The sequence below is a fragment of the Nocardia cyriacigeorgica genome, from assembly GCF_029868385.1.
Lineage (GTDB): Bacteria > Actinomycetota > Actinomycetes > Mycobacteriales > Mycobacteriaceae > Nocardia > Nocardia cyriacigeorgica_F.
Map to the genome: position 1 here is coordinate 47,618 of NZ_JARWNX010000031.1, position 16,602 is coordinate 64,219.

Genomic DNA, 16,602 nt, shown 5'->3' on the forward strand with positions numbered 1-16,602 from the left:
GGCGCCCGGACCAAGGGTCTGGGGCGCCGACGTCCGCGCGTTGTTCACCACCGCCGCCGATCCCGTCGCGGCCCGCCCCGGCACCGGAGTGTGGCAGGTACTCGGTGGGCCTGGCACCGGTAAGACCTCGCTGCTGGTCGACCTGGCCGCTGATCGCATCGCCGCAGGCGACGACCCGGAATCGGTGCTACTACTGGCGCACTCCAAGAACGCGGCCGCCGCGGTGCGCGACGCGATCACCGCCCGGCTGTCGACGCCGGTCGCGGAAGTTCCCGACGCGGCCATCACCGATCCGGACCACGACCTGTTCGAACCACCTCCCGATCCGGACGCGATGTGGGACGAGGCAGGGCTGTTCGACCTCGGGGAACTGGATGCGGCCCTTGATAGGGGAGACACGGAACCGGATAACGGTCGAGTCGACGCACCTCCCGCGACGGTTGGGCGCGCGGTCTCGGCAGCCGATCGGCACGGCGTGCGGTCGGCAGCCGGACCGGATCGCGCGGCCACGGCTGCTGGACCGGATGTCGATGCCACCCACCCCCACTTGGTCGGTGTTCCCGGCGCGACCAGGGAGCCTCTGGTGCGCACCATCCACTCCTACGCCTTCTCCGTCCTGCGTCGACACGCCGTCGCGCACGGCAATCCGCCCCCGCGACTGCTGACCGGTTCGGAACAGGACGCCGTGCTGCGGGAGATGCTGCGGGGGGATCTGATCGATATCGCCGAGGGCGCGGTCGATCTCTGGCCGCAGAAGCTGCATCCCGCGCTCGGGCTGGCCGGTTTCGCCGATCAGTTGCGCGATCTGATGTTGCGGGCCACCGAGCGTGGTCTCGGGCCGGAAGATCTGATCGCGCTCGGCCGCCGGCGGGACAAGCCGGAATGGATCGCGGCTGGACGGTTCGCGGCGCGGTATGAGCAGTCGATGCTGCTGCGCTGGTCGGTGGGTGTGGCGGCGCCGGAAGCATCCGCACCCGCGCTGAACGCGGCCGAACTGGTCGGCGCGGCCCTCGACGCGCTGGCCACCGACGCCGAGCTGCTGGCCGCCGAACGTGATCGGCTGCGCTATCTGCTGGTCGACGATGCCCAGCATCTGGATCCACAGGCCGCGACATTGGTTCGGGTGTTGAGCGCGGGCGCGGCGGTCACCGTGGTCGCCGGTGATCCCGACCAGGGTGTGTTCGCATTCCGCGGTGCGGATTCGCGCTTCCTGCTCGAGCTGGACGTGCCCGACCGACGGCGAATCGTGTTGCGCGACAATCATCGTTCGGTGCCCGCGGTATCGCTGACGGTCGCCCGGATCGCCGCGAGGCTGCCCGGTAGCGCACCGCAGCGGCCACGACCCGGCCACGCCGACCCCACGCCGGACCACGGTGCCGAGGTACGGGTCAGGGTGCTCGCCACTCCGGCCAAGGAGGCCGCGTTGATCGCCGACCATCTGCGCCGTGCCCATCTCACCGATGGTGTGCCGTGGTCGCGGATGGCGGTCGTGGTGCGCTCGGTGCCGCTGTCGCTGCCGCCGTTGCGTCGCGCACTGCTCGCCGCCGGTGTTCCGGTGCGCAGGCCCGCACTCGACACGCCGCTGGCCCGCAGGCGTGGCGCGGCGTGGATGCTGTCCGCACTGCGGGCCATCCTCGCCGCGGAGGCGGCCACCGGCGCCGATTCGCTGACGGGTCCGCACCGGCACGAGGCGATGTTCACCCCCGACGACGCCCTCGATCTGCTGTCCGGCCCGCTCGGCGGCGCCGACCAGATCGCCCTGCGCCGTCTGCGCCGCGGTATCCGACGCACCGCCCTCGACCTGGAACGCAGCACGGCCACCCGCGCCGCCGACGCTCCTCTTGCGGCTGCCGGAACCGACCACGACAACCTTTCCGCACCAACAGACCCCGTCGACGACCTGGCCCCGGAACCCGACGACACCCTCCCGCCACCGGACCCGGCCGACGCCGATATCACCCCCGAATGGACGATCGAACAGGCCGCACGAATGTCGGCCGACGCCGATTGGTACGGCATCGATGTCGACCCACTCGATCGCGAAGAAGATCGTTACGGACTCACGACCCGCGATGACGACGTCGCCGAACCCGACGCTGCGCAACTCTCGGATCAATCCGAACTCGCCGCACCCGAGAACCCGCTGGGCGACCGAGACCTGCCAAGGGACAACGGTTCCGGCGATGTCCACGAGCCTTTCGACCCCAACAGCTCGACGGAATTCGATGCCACGCAGTCTGTTGCCGACGCCGATGACCCGTCCGCCGCCATCTCTGCCATCTCCATGACAGCCCCCGCTGGCGCCCCGTCGGAACAATCCTCCGCCGAGGTCCTGCGCGAGCTGCTGCTCGGCACGGGCGACCCGCGAATGGTCGCCGGTCTCACCGAAGTCGAAGCGGCCCCGCTGCGGCGGGTGCTGACCGCGTTGGAGCGAGCGCGCAAGGCGCGGCGCCGCGGTGGCGGGCTCGAGGACGTGCTGTGGGCGCTGTGGACCGGGTCGCGGTTGGAGCGGCGCTGGGTGGCGCAGTCCGAACGCGGCGGTGCGGCGGGCGCGCAGGCCGACCGCGATCTGGATGCGGCGGTCGCGTTGTTCGACGCCGCCGCGGCCTACGTCGACCGGCTGCCGCGCGCCGGTATCGAGGGCTTCGTGGAATACCTGCTGCACCAGGAGATCCCGCACGACACCGCGGTGCGTACCAATCCCGTCGAGGCGGTGGAACTGCTCAGCGCGCATGCCGCTGCTGGCCGGGAATGGGATGTGGTCGCGGTCGCCGGTGTGCAGGAGGGGATCTGGCCGGACCCACGTCCGCGCGGCACGCTGCTGCACACCGAGGATCTGGTCGATGTCGCCGCGGGCGTGCTCACCGAGGGTGAACGAGTCAGCCGGGCGGCTCCGATCCTGGCCGAGGAACGCCGACTGCTGTTGGTGGCGTGCAGTCGGGCGCGTCGATCGCTGCTGGTCACCGCGGTGGAATCGGTGACCGGTGATCGTGATCTGGTGCCGTCGCGGTTCCTCGCCGAAATGCTCGGCCACGACGAGGACGGCGAACCCGGCGCGTTACCGGTCGCCGATCCGGGTCGTGCGCTGGTCATGGGTTCGCTGGTGGCCGAATTGCGCGGTGTGGTCTGCGATCCCGAAGCCGATCCCGACCGCAGACGCCGCGCCGCCGGTCATCTGGCCCGCCTGGCGGATGCGGGTGTGCGCGGCACCGACCCCGCCGACTGGTACGGCACCGCCGAACTCAGTACCGAACAGCCGCTGTGGGACGACGACGAATCCGCGGTGGCGCTGTCACCGTCGACGGTGGAACTGTTGCGCACCTGCCCGCTGCGCTGGGCGCTGGAACGGCACGGTGGCACCGATGGCGACAACCCGCACGCGGTCAAGGGCAACCTGGTGCACACCCTGGTCCAGGCCTTGGCCGGGAAGGTGCCGACCGCCCAGGTGCGGGCCGCGCTCCAGGCGGTATGGCAGTCGGTCGACAGCGACGGCGGTTGGCATTCCCGGCAGGAGCGTCGCCGCACCGAGGCCATGCTGGAGACCTTCCTGGCCTGGGTCGACAACACCCGCGGTGAACTCACCCAGGTCGGTATCGAGGTGCCGGTGGATTGTGTGCTGCCGCCACGCACCGACGACGAGCCCCCGGTCCGCATCCGCGGCCGGGTCGATCGGCTCGAACGCGATGGGCAGGGCCGCTTCGTCATCGTCGATGTGAAGACCGGTAAGACCCCGGTCTCGGCCAAGGCCGTCGAAGACCACGCACAGTTGGCCACCTACCAGGTCGCCGCCGCCTTCGGCGCGCTCGACGCCGTGTCGAGCGAGTCGGACCGTGCGCGAGGCGAATCGGGCGACGCAGCGGCCGAGGAGAACCGCGCCGACCTGCCGGACGATCCCGCCGTGCGCGACGGCTCCACATTCGCCGACGGTGCCCCCGGCGCGGAGCCCGGCTCGCGCGAATTCGCCGCAGGCCGCGACCTCATCGACGCGCCCCACTCGACCCTCGAACTCGGCGAACCAGGCGGCGCCCGCCTCGTCTACGTCGCCAAACCCAGCGCCCGCGACGGCGCCACCCAGCGCACCCAGCAGCCGCTCGACGGCGAGGCCCTGCACATCTGGCGCGGCACCATCCACGAGGCCGCCGCCGCGACCAGAGGGCCGAGCTATCTCGCCATGCGCAATGACGGCTGCCGCCACTGCGCCGTCGCGAGCAGCTGCCCGGTCCAGGACACCGGACGTCAGGTGACCGACGAATGAGCGCGCGGGTCACGCCGTGGCAGCTCGCCGAGGCGCTCGGCCTGCCCCCGCCCACCGATGAGCAGGCCGCGGTGATCGCGGCGCCGCCCGGTCCGACGCTGGTCGTCGCGGGTGCGGGTGCGGGCAAGACCGAGACCATGGCCGCACGGGTGGTCTGGATGGTGGCCAATCGACTCGTCCTGCCCGATGAGGTCCTCGGCCTGACCTTCACCCGGAAAGCGGCGCAGCAGCTGACCACCCGTATCCGCACCCGCCTGGCCCGGTTGGCGGGTGCGCCGCTGCTGCGTGAACTCGATCCGTCCGGCGGGTTGCGTGCATCGCTGGCCGGTGCGGAGCCCGAGATCAGCACCTACCACTCCTATGCGGGCCGACTGCTGACCGAACACGGTCTGCTGCTGCCGGTGGAGCCGTCGGCGACGCTGCTCACCGAAACCCAACTGTGGCAGCTGGCCCATCAGGTGGTGCGCAGCTGGGACGGTGATCTCGACACCGAACGCACGCCCGTATCGGTCACCGAGGCGGTGCTGGCGCTGTCGGGGCAGCTGGCCGAGCATCTGGTGGAACCGGAGGAGCTGGCCGAGGCGCATACCGAACTGGAGAAGCTGGTCCATACGCTGCCCGCGGGACCGCGCCAACGCGGTGGGCCGAGCCAGGAACTGCTGAAGATACTGAGAGTGCAGCGCGAACGGGTGGCGCTGCTGCCGCTGGTGCGGCATCTGGCGGAGGCGTTGCGACGGCGTGGCGCACTGGATTTCGGTGCGCAGATGTCGCTGGCCGCACGGTTGTCGGCCGAGCACGCCGAGGTCGGCGCCGCCGAACGCGCCCGTTTCCGGCTGGTCCTGCTCGATGAATATCAGGACACCGGCCATGCCCAGCGCATCCTGCTCGCCGCGTTGTACGGCGGGCACGGGCCCGGTGCGCGGCCCGCCGTCACCGCGGTCGGTGACCCCATGCAATCCATTTACGGCTGGCGTGGTGCCTCGGCCGCGAATCTGCCGCGTTTCGCCACCGACTTCCCCGCCGCACCGGGTGTTCCCGCGCCGACGCTGTCGCTGCTGACCAGTTGGCGGAATCCGCCCGAAGCGCTCGCTCTGGCCAACCTGGTCGCGGAACCCCTGCGCCGCAAGGCCATCGACGGCGGCGGGGTGACCGTCGACGCGCTGCGCGCCAAACCCGCCGCCGAACCGGGGGAGGTGGCGTTCGCGCTCACCGGCACCGTCGTCGAGGAACGGGAATGGTTCGCCACCCGGATCGCGGCCGACTGGGCCGCACGCCACGACGCGGGGGAGCAACCACCGACCTCCGCGGTCCTGGTGCGCCGCAACGCCGATGCCGCACCCATCGCCGAAGCGCTGCGTGAGCAGGGGTTGCCGGTGGAGATCGTCGGTCTCGGCGGGCTGCTTGCCACGCCGGAGGTCGCCGATATCGTCGCCACCCTCCGGTTGATCGCCGAACCCGGCGCGGGCAGTGCGGCGGTGCGCATCCTGACCGGTGCGCGCTGGCGGATCGGCGTCTCGGATCTGTCCGCGCTCGCCCAGCGGGCCAGGAATCTGTCGATCGGTCGCGGTACGGCGGGCACCGGTGATATCACCGATGGCGCCGCGCTGGCCGTCGCGCTGCGTGAGGTCGCCCCCGAACCGGCCGAACAGGCCGGACTGGCCGATGCCATCGCCGACCCCGGTCCGCCGGAACAGTATTCGGCCGACGGGTACCGGCGCATCGTGGCCTTGGGTCGCGAACTGGCCGCCCTGCGCGAACGCAGCGGCCAACCGCTGACGGAGCTGGTCGCCGATGTGGAACGCACCATCGGCGTCGGAGTGGAGACCCAGGCCAGACGCGCCATGTCCGGTGCGGGGGCCGGGCGCGAACATCTGGATGCCTTCGCCGAGGTCGTCGCCGGCTATGCCGGTGATTCCGGCGCCTCGCTCAGCGGTCTGCTCGCCTTCCTCACCGCCGCCGAATCGGTGGAGAACGGGCTGGAACCGGGGGAGGTGGAGGTCGCGAAAGACCGGGTGCAGGTGCTGACCGTGCACGCCGCCAAGGGACTGGAATGGGAGATCGTCGTGGTGCCGCATGTGGTGCGCGATGTCTTCCCGTCGGGCAAGGCCTCCGGGAGCTGGCTCGGCGCCCTCGCCGAACTGCCGACCACCCTGCGCGGTGACCGCGCCCGCGACGACGACGGCGCCGACGGCGTGCCGGTGCTCGACCTGACCGACCTCTACGACCGATCCGATCTGGACCGCGCCATCAAGGACCACAAGGCCGCCCTCGACCGCCGCCGTCTCGACGAGGACCGCAGACTCTTCTATGTCGCCCTGACCAGAACCGAACGGGTACTGCTGGTTTCGGGTCACTACTGGTCCGACACCAGCGCCTCGCTCAAAGGGCCGTCGGAGTTCCTGCTCGAACTGAAACAGGCGAACGAGGACCCGGGCAGCCCCGCCAACGCCGTGGCCGAGCTCGCCCGCTGGGACGATCCGCCGGACCCCGAGGCGGTCAACCCGTTCACCGACAACCCTGCCACCGCGCGCTGGCCGCGTGACCCGCTCGGCAGGCGGCGCGACCCGATAGAACAGGGCGCCCGGCTGGTGCGCACCGCCATGACGGAACTGGCCGCGGACCCATCGGCCGGTGCCGCGCCGGAGGACGCCGAGGACGACGACCCCGACGGCTGGGCCGCCGATGTCGAGGCATTGCTCGCCGAACACCGCGGTGCCGATGCCGTCACCGAGGAAGTGGAACTGCCCAGCAGACTGCCCGCGACGGCGCTGGTGGAGCTGCGGGCCGATCCGGGCAGACTTGCGGCGCGGTTGCGTCGTCCGCTGCCGTATCCGCCGAATCCGCTGGCCCGTCGCGGCACCGCCTTCCACGCCTGGGTGCAACGCTGGTTCGCCGCCGATCGACTGCTCGGCCTCGACGAACTACCCGGCGCCGCCGATACCGTCGACAGTGCCGACGCCGAGTTGGCCCGCATGCAGGAGTCGTTCCTGTCCTCGCGCTGGGCCCACCGCAGCCCTGTCGAGGTGGAGGTCCCCTTCGAGACGACCATCGCCGGCACCGTCATCCGGGGCCGGATGGACGCGGTGTTCGCCGAGCCGGACGGCCGGTGGACCGTACTCGACTGGAAGACCGGCGCCGAACCGAATGCCGCCGATGAGCCCGCCGTCGCCGTGCAGTTGGCCGTGTATCGCCTGGCCTGGGCCCGGTTGATGGCGGCGCGCACCGGCGCGGACCCGGAGCAACTGCTCGATCGGATCGGCGCCGCGTTCCACTACGTGCGCACCGGTCGCACCGTCGCGCCCGCCGATCTACCCGGCACGAGCGAGCTGACCGAATTGATCAGTTCCGCGGCGCCCGACGACTCACCGTGAGCGCCGTGGTGATCATCGGAATCTGCAACGGCAACCGCAGCACCGAGATCAGCTTCACCGGCCACCCGGCCTTCGAACTGCCCACCGAATCCACCGCGAACTGCACATTCGCCGGGAACACCGCGATGAACAGCGCCGCGGCCAGCCGTCCGCCGAGGCGCCGGGTGCGCGGTACGGCCAGCGCGGTGGCCACACCGAGTTCGGCGACCCCCGAGGCGTAGGTATAGCCGCGGGCGCGACCGGGCAGCTTGGGCGGCACGATCGAATCGAACGGCTTCGGCACCACGAAATGCAGCACACCCATCCCGAACAGCGCGGCGGCCATCACGAGCGCGGGCTTCTGGCTGGTATCGGGTTCGGTGGACGAGGAAACTGCCATGCGCCCACTCTAAGCCGCTCTTTCCGCGCGATGTCCCGGCGGCTTCGACCGCACCGCGTTCGTGCGCCGCCCACCTCCGCGCTCGCCTGCGGTAGTGACATCCGGGCCGTACTCCCGCGTCGACGCCGTCGCCCCGCGCGGTCACGGGGTAGGCTCCCGTCCTGTGCCGGAGGGTGAAACAAGGCCGCAGCCGTGGAATTCGGGCGGAATCGGTACCGGGGAATCAAGGACCGGTGAGCGCATTGCTCGATGATCTGGGTGACCGCGCGCGCAGTGGGTTCGGGCGGATCACCGATAAACCCGACTTCGCTCTCGTCGGTGTGCTGCGCATTCCCGAGGTGCAGACCAGCCCGTGGACCTCGCTGACGCGCCGGGTGCTGTTCGCCATCGCGCTGCTGTTCGGCGCCGCCCTGGTGGTGTTCATCGGCCGCGACGGCTACCGCGATGCCTCGGAGAACCCGCTGTCGTTCCTCGACGCGCTGTACTACGCGACGGTGTCGCTGTCGACCACCGGATACGGCGATATCTCGCCGATCACGCCGACGGCCAGGCTGATCAACATCATCGTCATCACCCCACTGCGCGTGCTGTTCCTCATCGTGCTCGTCGGCACCACGCTCAGCGTGCTGACGGAACGGTCCCGCCAGGCATTCAAGATTCAGCGTTGGAGGCACAGCGTGCGCAATCACACCGTCGTCATCGGATACGGCACCAAGGGCCGCACCGCGATCGACGCCATGCTCGGTGACGGTGCGTCGCCCTCGGAGATCGTCGTGGTCGATACCGACTCGCTGGCCCTGGAAGCCGCGGCCAACGCCGGTCTGGTCACCGTGCACGGCTCGGCCTCGCAGTCGGATGTGCTGCGGCTGGCCGGTGTGCAGAACGCCTCCTCGATCGTGGTCGCCACCAACCGCGACGACACCGCCGTACTGGTCACGCTGACCGCGCGCGAACTCACCAAGAGCGCCAAGATCGTCGCCTCCATCCGGGAAGCCGAGAACACCCATCTGCTGCGGCAATCGGGCGCCGATTCGGTGGTGGTGTCCTCCGAGACCGCGGGCCGGCTGCTCGGCATCGCGACCACCAAACCGACGGTGGTGGAGATGATCGAGGATCTGCTCACCCCGGAGCAGGGCTTCGCGGTGGCCGAACGCGAGGTCGAGCCCGGCGAGGTCGGCGGCTCCCCGCGCCACCTCAGCGATATCGTGCTCGGCGTGGTGCGCGCGGGTGAGTTGATCCGGGTCGGCGAACCGGAGGTCGACGCCCTCGATCACGGCGACAAACTGCTGTATCTGCGCCGCGCGGGCCGCTGACGACACCCCGCTGCGCCCCGTCCGCACTCCACTAAGCTCGGGATCGTGGCATTCCAGCTCAACAGCGTTCCGCTGCTTTCCCGTTCCGCCGTCGACCGGGCCGAGGAGGTGCGCGCCGACCCGCAGGCATTGAAAGAGGGCTGGTCCACCGCCAAGCTGCTGCGGATCAACCGGCGTGGCCAGGTGCGCTTCGCCGAGGGCACGCTGGTCTTCGACGCGGCGGTCGAGCTGGCCGCCGAACCGGATCCGGCGGCGGTGTTCCTCGGTATCGCCGATGGTGTGCACCTGTGGGCCGTGCGCGATGCCGAACTCGCCGGATCGCTGCTCGATCTGCGCGCCATGGCCGCGACCGTCGACGATTTCACCGCCGGTCTGCTGTCCTCGGCGTTGGCCCTGCTGAACTGGCACGACAAGGCCGCGTTCCACGCGGCCGACGGCACCCCCACCGTAGCGGTCAAGGGCGGCTGGTCACGCGCCACCGAAGCCGGGTTCGAGGAGTTCCCGCGCATCGACCCCGCGGTGATCTGTCTGATCCACGATGGCGGCGATCGGGCGCTGCTCGCTCGTCAGCACAGCTGGCCGGAGACGCTGTTCTCGCTGCTCGCCGGATTCGTCGAGGCGGGTGAATCGCTGGAACGCTGCGTCGAGCGGGAGATGCGCGAAGAGGTCGGCCTCGAGGTGGGCGATATCCAGTACCTCGGCAGCCAGCCGTGGCCGTTCCCGCGTTCGCTGATGCTCGGGTTCAGCGCGGCCGCCGACCCGGATCAGCCACTGGTCTTCTCCGATGGCGAAATCGCCGACGCGCACTGGTTCACCCGCGCCGAAGTGCGCGCGGCGCTGGCCGCGGGCGATTGGTCGTCCCGCTCGGCCGATACCCGGCTGTTGCTGCCCGGCTCGATCTCGATCGCCAGGACCATCGTGGAATCCTGGGCCGCGCTCGACTGAGCGCGGCGAGTCGAGTCGGTCAGGAGATGGCGGCCAGTGCCTGCTTGACCTGGGCCAGCGACGGATTGGTCGCGGTCGAACCATCGGCGAACTTCACCGTCGGGACCACATGGTTGCCGCCGTTGACGCTGCCGACGAACTCGGCGGACGCGGGGTCCTGCTCGATATCGATCTCGGCATAGGTGATACCCGCCTCGTCCAGCTGCTTCTTCAGCCTGCGGCAATAGCCGCACCAGGTCGTCGAGTACATCGTCAGATCAGGGTTCTGCTCGGTCACGGATCGTGCAACGTCCGATACGCCGTTCCTGTTCCGCCGGTCTACCGGAAGCGACCGCAGCCGTGCGCGCCGTGGCCGACACCCCGCTGTCGGTGCACGCTGTCATGATGGACCGCGTGCCCGCACTCGACCTCACCGCACTCGACCCCGAGCAGGCCGCCGCCGTGCGGGCGCCACGCGGCCCGGTGTGTGTGCTCGCCGGCGCGGGCACCGGCAAGACAAGGACCATCACCTACCGGATCGCACATCTGGTCGCCGCCGGGCAGGTCAAGGCCGATCAGGTGCTCGCGGTGACCTTCACCGCCAGGGCGGCGGGGGAGTTGCGCGGACGGTTGCGGTCACTGGGTCTCGGCGGTGACGCCAACCAGGTGCAGGCGCGCACCTTCCACGCGGCCGCGCTCCGTCAGCTGCGCTACTTCTGGCCACAGGTCGTCGGCGATGTGCCGTGGCGGCTGCTCGACAGCAAGTTCCCGGTGGTCGCGCAGGCCGCCCACCGCGCGGGGCTGCCATCGGGCACCGAGAGCGTGCGCGATCTGCTCAGCGAGATCGAATGGGCGAAATCCTCGCTCATCGCCCCCGAGGACTATCCGGCCGCCGTCGGCCGCCACCACCGCGACACCCCGTTCGACGCGCACCGGATCGCGCAGGTCTACACCGGTTACGAAACGCTCAAGACCACACCGGACGGATTGCTGCTCGACTTCGACGATCTGCTGCTGCACACCGCGGCGGCCCTCGAGGACTATCCGGCCGTCGCCGACGAATTCCGTGGCCGCTACCGCTGTTTCGTCGTCGACGAATATCAGGACGTCACCCCGCTCCAGCAGCGAGTCCTCGACGCCTGGCTGGGCGAGCGCGACGATCTGACCGTGGTGGGCGACGCCAACCAGACCATCTACTCCTTCACCGGCGCGAGCCCCGCCCATCTGCTCGATTTCTCCCGCCGGTTCCCCGACGCGACCGTCATCCGACTCGAACGCGACTACCGCTCCACACCACAGGTGGTGTCGCTGGCGAACCGGGTGATCGGCATGGCCCGCGGACGTATCGCGGGCACCCGATTGCAGCTGATCGGTCAGCGTGCCGACGGCCCCGAGCCCACCTTCGCCGAATACGACGATGTTCCCGCGGAGGCGGCGGGCGTCGCGCGCGATATCGCGGAACTGATCGCCTCGGGCACCCCCGCCGCCGAGATCGCCGTGCTCTACCGGATCAATGCGCAATCGGAGACCTATGAGCAGGCGCTGACCGAACGCGGCATCCCGTACCAGGTGCGCGGAGGCGAGGGTTTCTTCACCCGCGCCGAGGTCCGCCAGGCCGTGCAGGCATTGCGGCAGGCCGCCGCCCGCGACGACCTGCCCGATCAGGCCCGCACCGGCGCCGCCCTGGTCACCCTGGTCCGCGCCGTGCTCGCCCCGCTCGGTCTCACGGCCACCGAGCCGACGGGTGCGCAGGCGCGGGAGAAGTGGTCGTCGCTGGTCGCGCTGGTCCAGCTCACCGAGGAACTCACCACCCACGACGAGCGCCTCGACCTCCCCGGCTTGTTGCGCGAGCTGGCCGCGCGCGCCGAGGCCAGGCATCCACCGACGGTTCAGGGCGTCACTCTGGCGTCCTTGCACGCGGCCAAGGGCTTGGAATGGGACGCCACCTTCCTGGTCGGCCTCTCCGACGGCACCCTGCCGATCGCGCATGTCCTCGCCGATGACGGGTCCGTCGCCGATCAGGCCGCCCTGGAAGAGGAACGGCGCCTGCTCTACGTCGGCGTCACCAGGGCGCGCGAGCATCTGCGGCTGTCGTGGGCGCTGGCGCGCAATGCGGGCGGCCGTCGCACCCGGCGCCGCTCCCGTTTCCTCAACGGACTGGTCCCCGACGATTCCCCGGCCTCGCGCATTGCCGCACCGTCGACCGATCGGTCCGCCGACGGCACCCGGCCGCTGTGCCGGGTCTGCGCCAAACCGCTGATCGGCACCTACTCCACAATGCTCGGCCGCTGTCGCCGCTGTCCCGCCGAACTCGATGCCGAACTGCTCGCCGCGCTGCACGAGTGGCGGGCGGAGAAGGCGCAGGATCAGCGGTTGAAGGAGTTCAGCGTGTTCACCGACACGACGCTCACCGCCATCGCCGAACAGCTACCCGCCGACGATGCCGCGCTCGCCGCGATTTCGGGCATCGGGCCACGCAAGATCGAACAGTACGGCGCCGAGGTCATCGCACTGGTGCGCTCGCGCACCGGATCGAATCACAAAACCGCAGGTAGAAAATAGGTTGTCGGTTCTTCCGAGATCGCATACGGTGGGATACACGCACCGGGAGGGTATCTCGGCGCGACCAGTTCAGACGGATTACGAGTACAGGAGGGAGGCAGACGAAATGAACAGCATCACCGCATTCGACGTGATGGGTACCGACGTGTCTTTGTCGGCTGTTTCTGCCTCCCGGGGGATCCTCGCCATGCAGGGGATCGGTCTGTCCGGCATCGGTGCATTCGGCACACACGTGGACACCACGCTCACCCCGATTTTTATCGATCCGCAGGACAAGCCAAGCGCTGGCTGGCATCTGGCCGCTGCACCCGCAGCCGTCGGCGCCTACGCGGCTGAAACCGGTGTCGAGCCGGTGCAGCTGCTGGCAGCACGCCTCCGCAACGCACACCCAGCGTCCGTGATCAGGACTCGACACAGATGTCGACCTAGGTAGGGAACTCTCTCCCCGACCTCCTGGCCACGGATCGCACAACGCGAAACCGTGGCCATTCTTCTCCGGCCCTTCAGCCGGTAGCCCCGGTTTCGCGAATGAACGACACCGAACCGCTGCAAACGAGCTGAAGGAGAACGACGTGTTCACCGCAGAGAGCTGGCCGACGGCCACTACTGACGTGACATGCCGAACCGTGGCAACCGCTCCCCGTGACCAGGGGGTCACCACCACCCTGCCGTGCCGTGCAGGCGACCCCGACCTGTGGTTCGCCGAGAGCCCGGTCCAGTTGGAGCAGGCCAAGGCGCTGTGCGCGTCCTGCCCCATCCGTAAGGGCTGCCTGAGCGCCGCCATGGATCGCCGTGAGCCGTGGGGTGTCTGGGGCGGTGAGATCTTCGACCAGGGTGTCGTGATCGCCCGCAAGCGGCCCCGTGGCCGCCCCCGCAAGGTCGCTTGTGTTTGATCGGGCTGTGTTTGATTGCGCCGCCTGCGGCGGCGCGTGTTCGCGGCCCCTTGGGGTCTCGCGTCTCCGCTACCGCTGCTTGCCTTCGGCTTGCGCAGCGGTAGCGGAGACGCGAGACGGGCCGCGAACTGTGGGGCTCGGTCTCGCTTCGCTCGAAAATTGGGGTGGACCTGCCGTTGTCCTTGGTCGGGGAGTCAGGCGACGTCTTTGGTCGGGGTCAGGCGACCGGCTTCGGGGGCAGGCTCGGGATCTCGCCGTACGGACCGTACGGGGCCTGACGGTGTGGTGGGAACTGCGGTGGCGGGCTCGGGCGCCAGAAGAGGCGTCCGTGCCTGCTGCGGTCGCGTAGCGCCCACATCCGCCAGGTCAGTACCGGATGCGTGGACAGGGCGTTGACGATCCAGACGAAGAAACCCTTCTCCTGCGCCGCCCGGTCGGCCATCTCGTCGAAGCCGACCATCGTGTTCATGTACTTGCCCGCGGCGAGGGTGCCCATCGCGGCGGGTGCCCCTACGTGCCGGTTGCAGTAGCCGTAATTGTCGGCGGTGTACTCCTGCGAGCGGATCAGTGAGCTGCCGATGATCGGCAGGAACGGCACCAGGAACATGCCGAGCTGGCGCCAGTACGAGGTGTGCCCGGCCGCGATATGCCCGACCTCGTGGCCGATGATGAACGCCAGCGCGTCGGGTTCGCGGGCGGCGCCGCCGATTTCGAACAGATCGCTGTAGACCACCACGAAGCGGCGGAACCCGTGACCGGAGGCGAAGGCGTTGATCTGACCGTTGCCGAGCACCACGTACGCATCGGGAACCTTCGCCATACCGAAGCGTGCCGCGGCCTCCTGCACCAGCCGATACCCCTCGGGGAACTGGGTCGGCGACATCTTCACGCCGTTGACCCGCTGGGTCGCGTAGTTCGCGCCTCGACCGAACCAGATCAGAATCGGTGCGAACACCAGCGCCAGGATGTATTCGTTCACATTGCCGAACACCAGCAGCAGCGCGGCCAACACGTACGCCAGCGCGGTGAGTGCCACCACCACCGTGAGCAGCGGGATCTCCCACAGATGTCGCGCGGGCATACCGAACGGGGACAGCCCACGCGGCTGCCGCCCCGGCGGCACCGCGGGCGGAGCGGGGACCGATCCGTAGGCCGGATATCCGGGGGAGTGGTGGCCCGGATAGGGCATCCCCGGATAGGGGCCCGAGGGATATGCCGTGGGTGGCGCAGGTGGTGGTGGCTGCGGCACGTCGCTCGGCTCGGGCCCGGACGAGGAACCCTGCGGCGCTTGCTTGCGCAACCACTCTGGCTGCCCCCCGGACTGATCGGCCTGCGGACGCTCCGGCGGCTGAGGATCGATCGGTTGCATGGTCGCCAACTCTATTCAGTCCGGCACCGCCGGGTCGGGTCGCCGACGGCGTCGAAAGCTCGCTGTGGCCACCGACACACCGGGTTCGACGGCGCCGGGACGTGCTCCCCACCTCCCATCACCACCCTCGACAGCGGCGTATCTGGTCGCGGATAGGATTTCCACCATGCGCGTATACCTTGGTGCCGACCACGCCGGTTTCGAACTGAAGAATCATGTCAAGGCCCATCTCGAACAGGCGGGTCATGAGGTCGTCGACTGCGGCGCTCTCGAATACGACGCGCTCGACGACTACCCGGCCTTCTGCATCGAGGCGGCGCGGCGCACCGTCGCCGATCCGGGCAGCCTCGGCCTCGTCTTCGGCGGCAGCGGCAACGGTGAGCAGATCGCGGCCAACAAGGTTCCCGGCGCGCGGTGTGCGTTGGCGTGGAGCGTCGAGACCGCCAAGCTCGCCCGTGAGCACAACAATGCCCAGCTGATCGGCATCGGCGGCCGGATGCACTCCACCGAGGAGGCGCTCGCGATCGTCGACGCTTTCGTCAGCACCCCGTGGTCGGACGAGGCGCGCCACCAGCGTCGCATCGACATCCTGGCCGAATACGAGAAGACCGGCGTCGCACCGGCACTGCCCGGCCAGTAGACGGTCGTATTCGACAGTGCCGGAGGGGCATACGCTGCACCGCCTGGCGAAGCTGCATCAGCAGCGGCTGGCAGGCGGTGTGGTGCGGGTATCGAGCCCGCAGGGCAAGTTCGCCGATGGCGCGGCACGGGTGGACCGGCAGGCCCTGGTCCGGTCGGAGGCGTGGGGCAAACATCTGCTGCACCACTACGAATCCGGGCTGGTCGTGCATGTGCATCTCGGGTTGTACGGAACCTTCACCGAATCGGCCATCCCCATGGGGGAGCCGGTCGGTCAGGTTCGGATGCGTGTGGCCGGAGCCGGATTCGGTACCGATCTGCGCGGGCCGACAGCATGTGAGGTACTGACCGCGCCCGAGGTCGGTGCACTGATCGACCGGCTCGGTCCCGATCCGCTGCGGCGTGGCGCCGAACCCGAGCGGGCCTGGCGGCGAATTCATCGCTCGCGCAGACCGATCGGATCGCTGCTGATGGACCAGCAGGTCATCGCTGGTGTCGGCAACGTCTACCGCGCCGAGGTGCTCTATCGACACAGCATCGCACCGCAGCGTCCCGGCACCGCGCTGTCTCTCGATGAGTGGGAAGCGTTGTGGGCCGACCTGGTGCAGCTGATGCGGGTGGGGGTGCGGCGCGGCAAGATGCACGTCGTGCGTCCGGAACACGATCACGGCGAACCGTCCTACGCGCCGGATCGCCCGCGCACCTACGTCTACCGTCGGGCGGGTGCGCCCTGCCGGATCTGCGGTACACCGGTTGCTCATTCGGTGCTGGAGGGCCGAAATCTCTTCTGGTGCCCCACATGTCAGTCGAGTTGAGCCGAGCGTGGCCCACTCACCGTTCCCGCTGTGGCCCGGACGATTCGATCCGCGTGTCGCGTGATTCGCGGCTGTCGTGTCG

At 69.6% G+C, this 16,602-nt stretch carries 12 protein-coding genes; 9 read left to right on the forward strand and 3 right to left on the reverse strand.

What is annotated here, in order from left to right; all coding sequences use genetic code 11:
• Nucleotides 1–40: 40 nt before the first annotated feature.
• Both QH168_RS06780 and QH168_RS06785 read left to right on the forward strand, forming a co-directional pair.
• Nucleotides 41–4,255, forward strand: coding sequence for a PD-(D/E)XK nuclease family protein (locus QH168_RS06780; RefSeq protein ID WP_432421049.1), 4,215 nt, complete (start codon nt 41–43; stop codon nt 4,253–4,255).
• Nucleotides 4,252–7,626 carry an ATP-dependent helicase gene (locus QH168_RS06785; protein ID WP_280233619.1) on the forward strand — a complete coding sequence of 1,125 codons (3,375 nt, stop codon included), beginning with the start codon at nt 4,252–4,254 and terminating at the stop codon, nt 7,624–7,626. The genes QH168_RS06780 and QH168_RS06785 overlap by 4 nt, the downstream gene beginning before the upstream one ends.
• Here QH168_RS06785 and QH168_RS06790 read toward each other — a convergent pair.
• Entirely contained in the window at nt 7,595–8,005 is a 411-nt protein-coding gene (locus QH168_RS06790; RefSeq protein WP_280233620.1) for a DoxX family protein, read from the reverse strand. The genes QH168_RS06785 and QH168_RS06790 overlap by 32 nt on opposite strands.
• A 242-nt stretch (nt 8,006–8,247) precedes the next feature.
• On the opposite strand from QH168_RS06790, the gene QH168_RS06795 reads away from it, so the two are divergent.
• The gene (locus tag QH168_RS06795; RefSeq protein WP_280233675.1) at nt 8,248–9,318 is read left to right on the forward strand and encodes a potassium channel family protein; all 1,071 of its coding nucleotides are present in this window, start codon (nt 8,248–8,250) and stop codon (nt 9,316–9,318) included.
• Nucleotides 9,319–9,360: 42 nt separating this feature from the next.
• On the forward strand, nt 9,361–10,263 hold the full coding sequence (gene nudC, locus QH168_RS06800) for an NAD(+) diphosphatase (protein ID WP_280233676.1): 903 nt from the start codon (nt 9,361–9,363) through the stop codon (nt 10,261–10,263).
• Between the two features lie 19 nt (nt 10,264–10,282).
• Here the strand turns inward: nudC and QH168_RS06805 are convergent, their stop codons facing one another.
• Nucleotides 10,283–10,513, reverse strand: coding sequence for a mycoredoxin (locus QH168_RS06805; protein WP_163826458.1), 231 nt, complete (start codon nt 10,511–10,513; stop codon nt 10,283–10,285).
• A 134-nt stretch (nt 10,514–10,647) separates the two neighbouring features.
• Between QH168_RS06805 and QH168_RS06810 the strand changes: the two genes are divergently transcribed.
• The 3 genes from QH168_RS06810 to QH168_RS06820 all read left to right on the forward strand — a co-directional run bounded on the left by QH168_RS06810 (nt 10,648) and on the right by QH168_RS06820 (nt 13,697).
• Nucleotides 10,648–12,804: an ATP-dependent DNA helicase UvrD2 gene (locus tag QH168_RS06810; RefSeq protein ID WP_432421050.1), complete on the forward strand. Its 2,157-nt coding sequence runs from the start codon at nt 10,648–10,650 to the stop codon at nt 12,802–12,804.
• 106 nt (nt 12,805–12,910) lie between these two features.
• Nucleotides 12,911–13,237 carry a hypothetical protein gene (locus QH168_RS06815; protein WP_280233621.1) on the forward strand — a complete coding sequence of 109 codons (327 nt, stop codon included), beginning with the start codon at nt 12,911–12,913 and terminating at the stop codon, nt 13,235–13,237.
• A gap of 139 nt (nt 13,238–13,376) precedes the next feature.
• The gene (locus tag QH168_RS06820; RefSeq protein ID WP_432421048.1) at nt 13,377–13,697 is read left to right on the forward strand and encodes a WhiB family transcriptional regulator; all 321 of its coding nucleotides are present in this window, start codon (nt 13,377–13,379) and stop codon (nt 13,695–13,697) included.
• A gap of 217 nt (nt 13,698–13,914) precedes the next feature.
• On the opposite strand, the gene QH168_RS06825 is transcribed toward QH168_RS06820, so the two are convergent.
• Nucleotides 13,915–14,886, reverse strand: coding sequence for a M48 family metallopeptidase (locus QH168_RS06825; protein WP_432421051.1), 972 nt, complete (start codon nt 14,884–14,886; stop codon nt 13,915–13,917).
• A gap of 346 nt (nt 14,887–15,232) precedes the next feature.
• Between QH168_RS06825 and QH168_RS06830 the strand changes: the two genes are divergently transcribed.
• Nucleotides 15,233–15,706, forward strand: coding sequence for a ribose-5-phosphate isomerase (locus QH168_RS06830; RefSeq protein WP_280233623.1), 474 nt, complete (start codon nt 15,233–15,235; stop codon nt 15,704–15,706).
• 16 nt (nt 15,707–15,722) lie between these two features.
• Nucleotides 15,723–16,520, forward strand: coding sequence for an Fpg/Nei family DNA glycosylase (locus QH168_RS06835; RefSeq protein WP_280233624.1), 798 nt, complete (start codon nt 15,723–15,725; stop codon nt 16,518–16,520).
• Nucleotides 16,521–16,602: the final 82 nt, after the last annotated feature.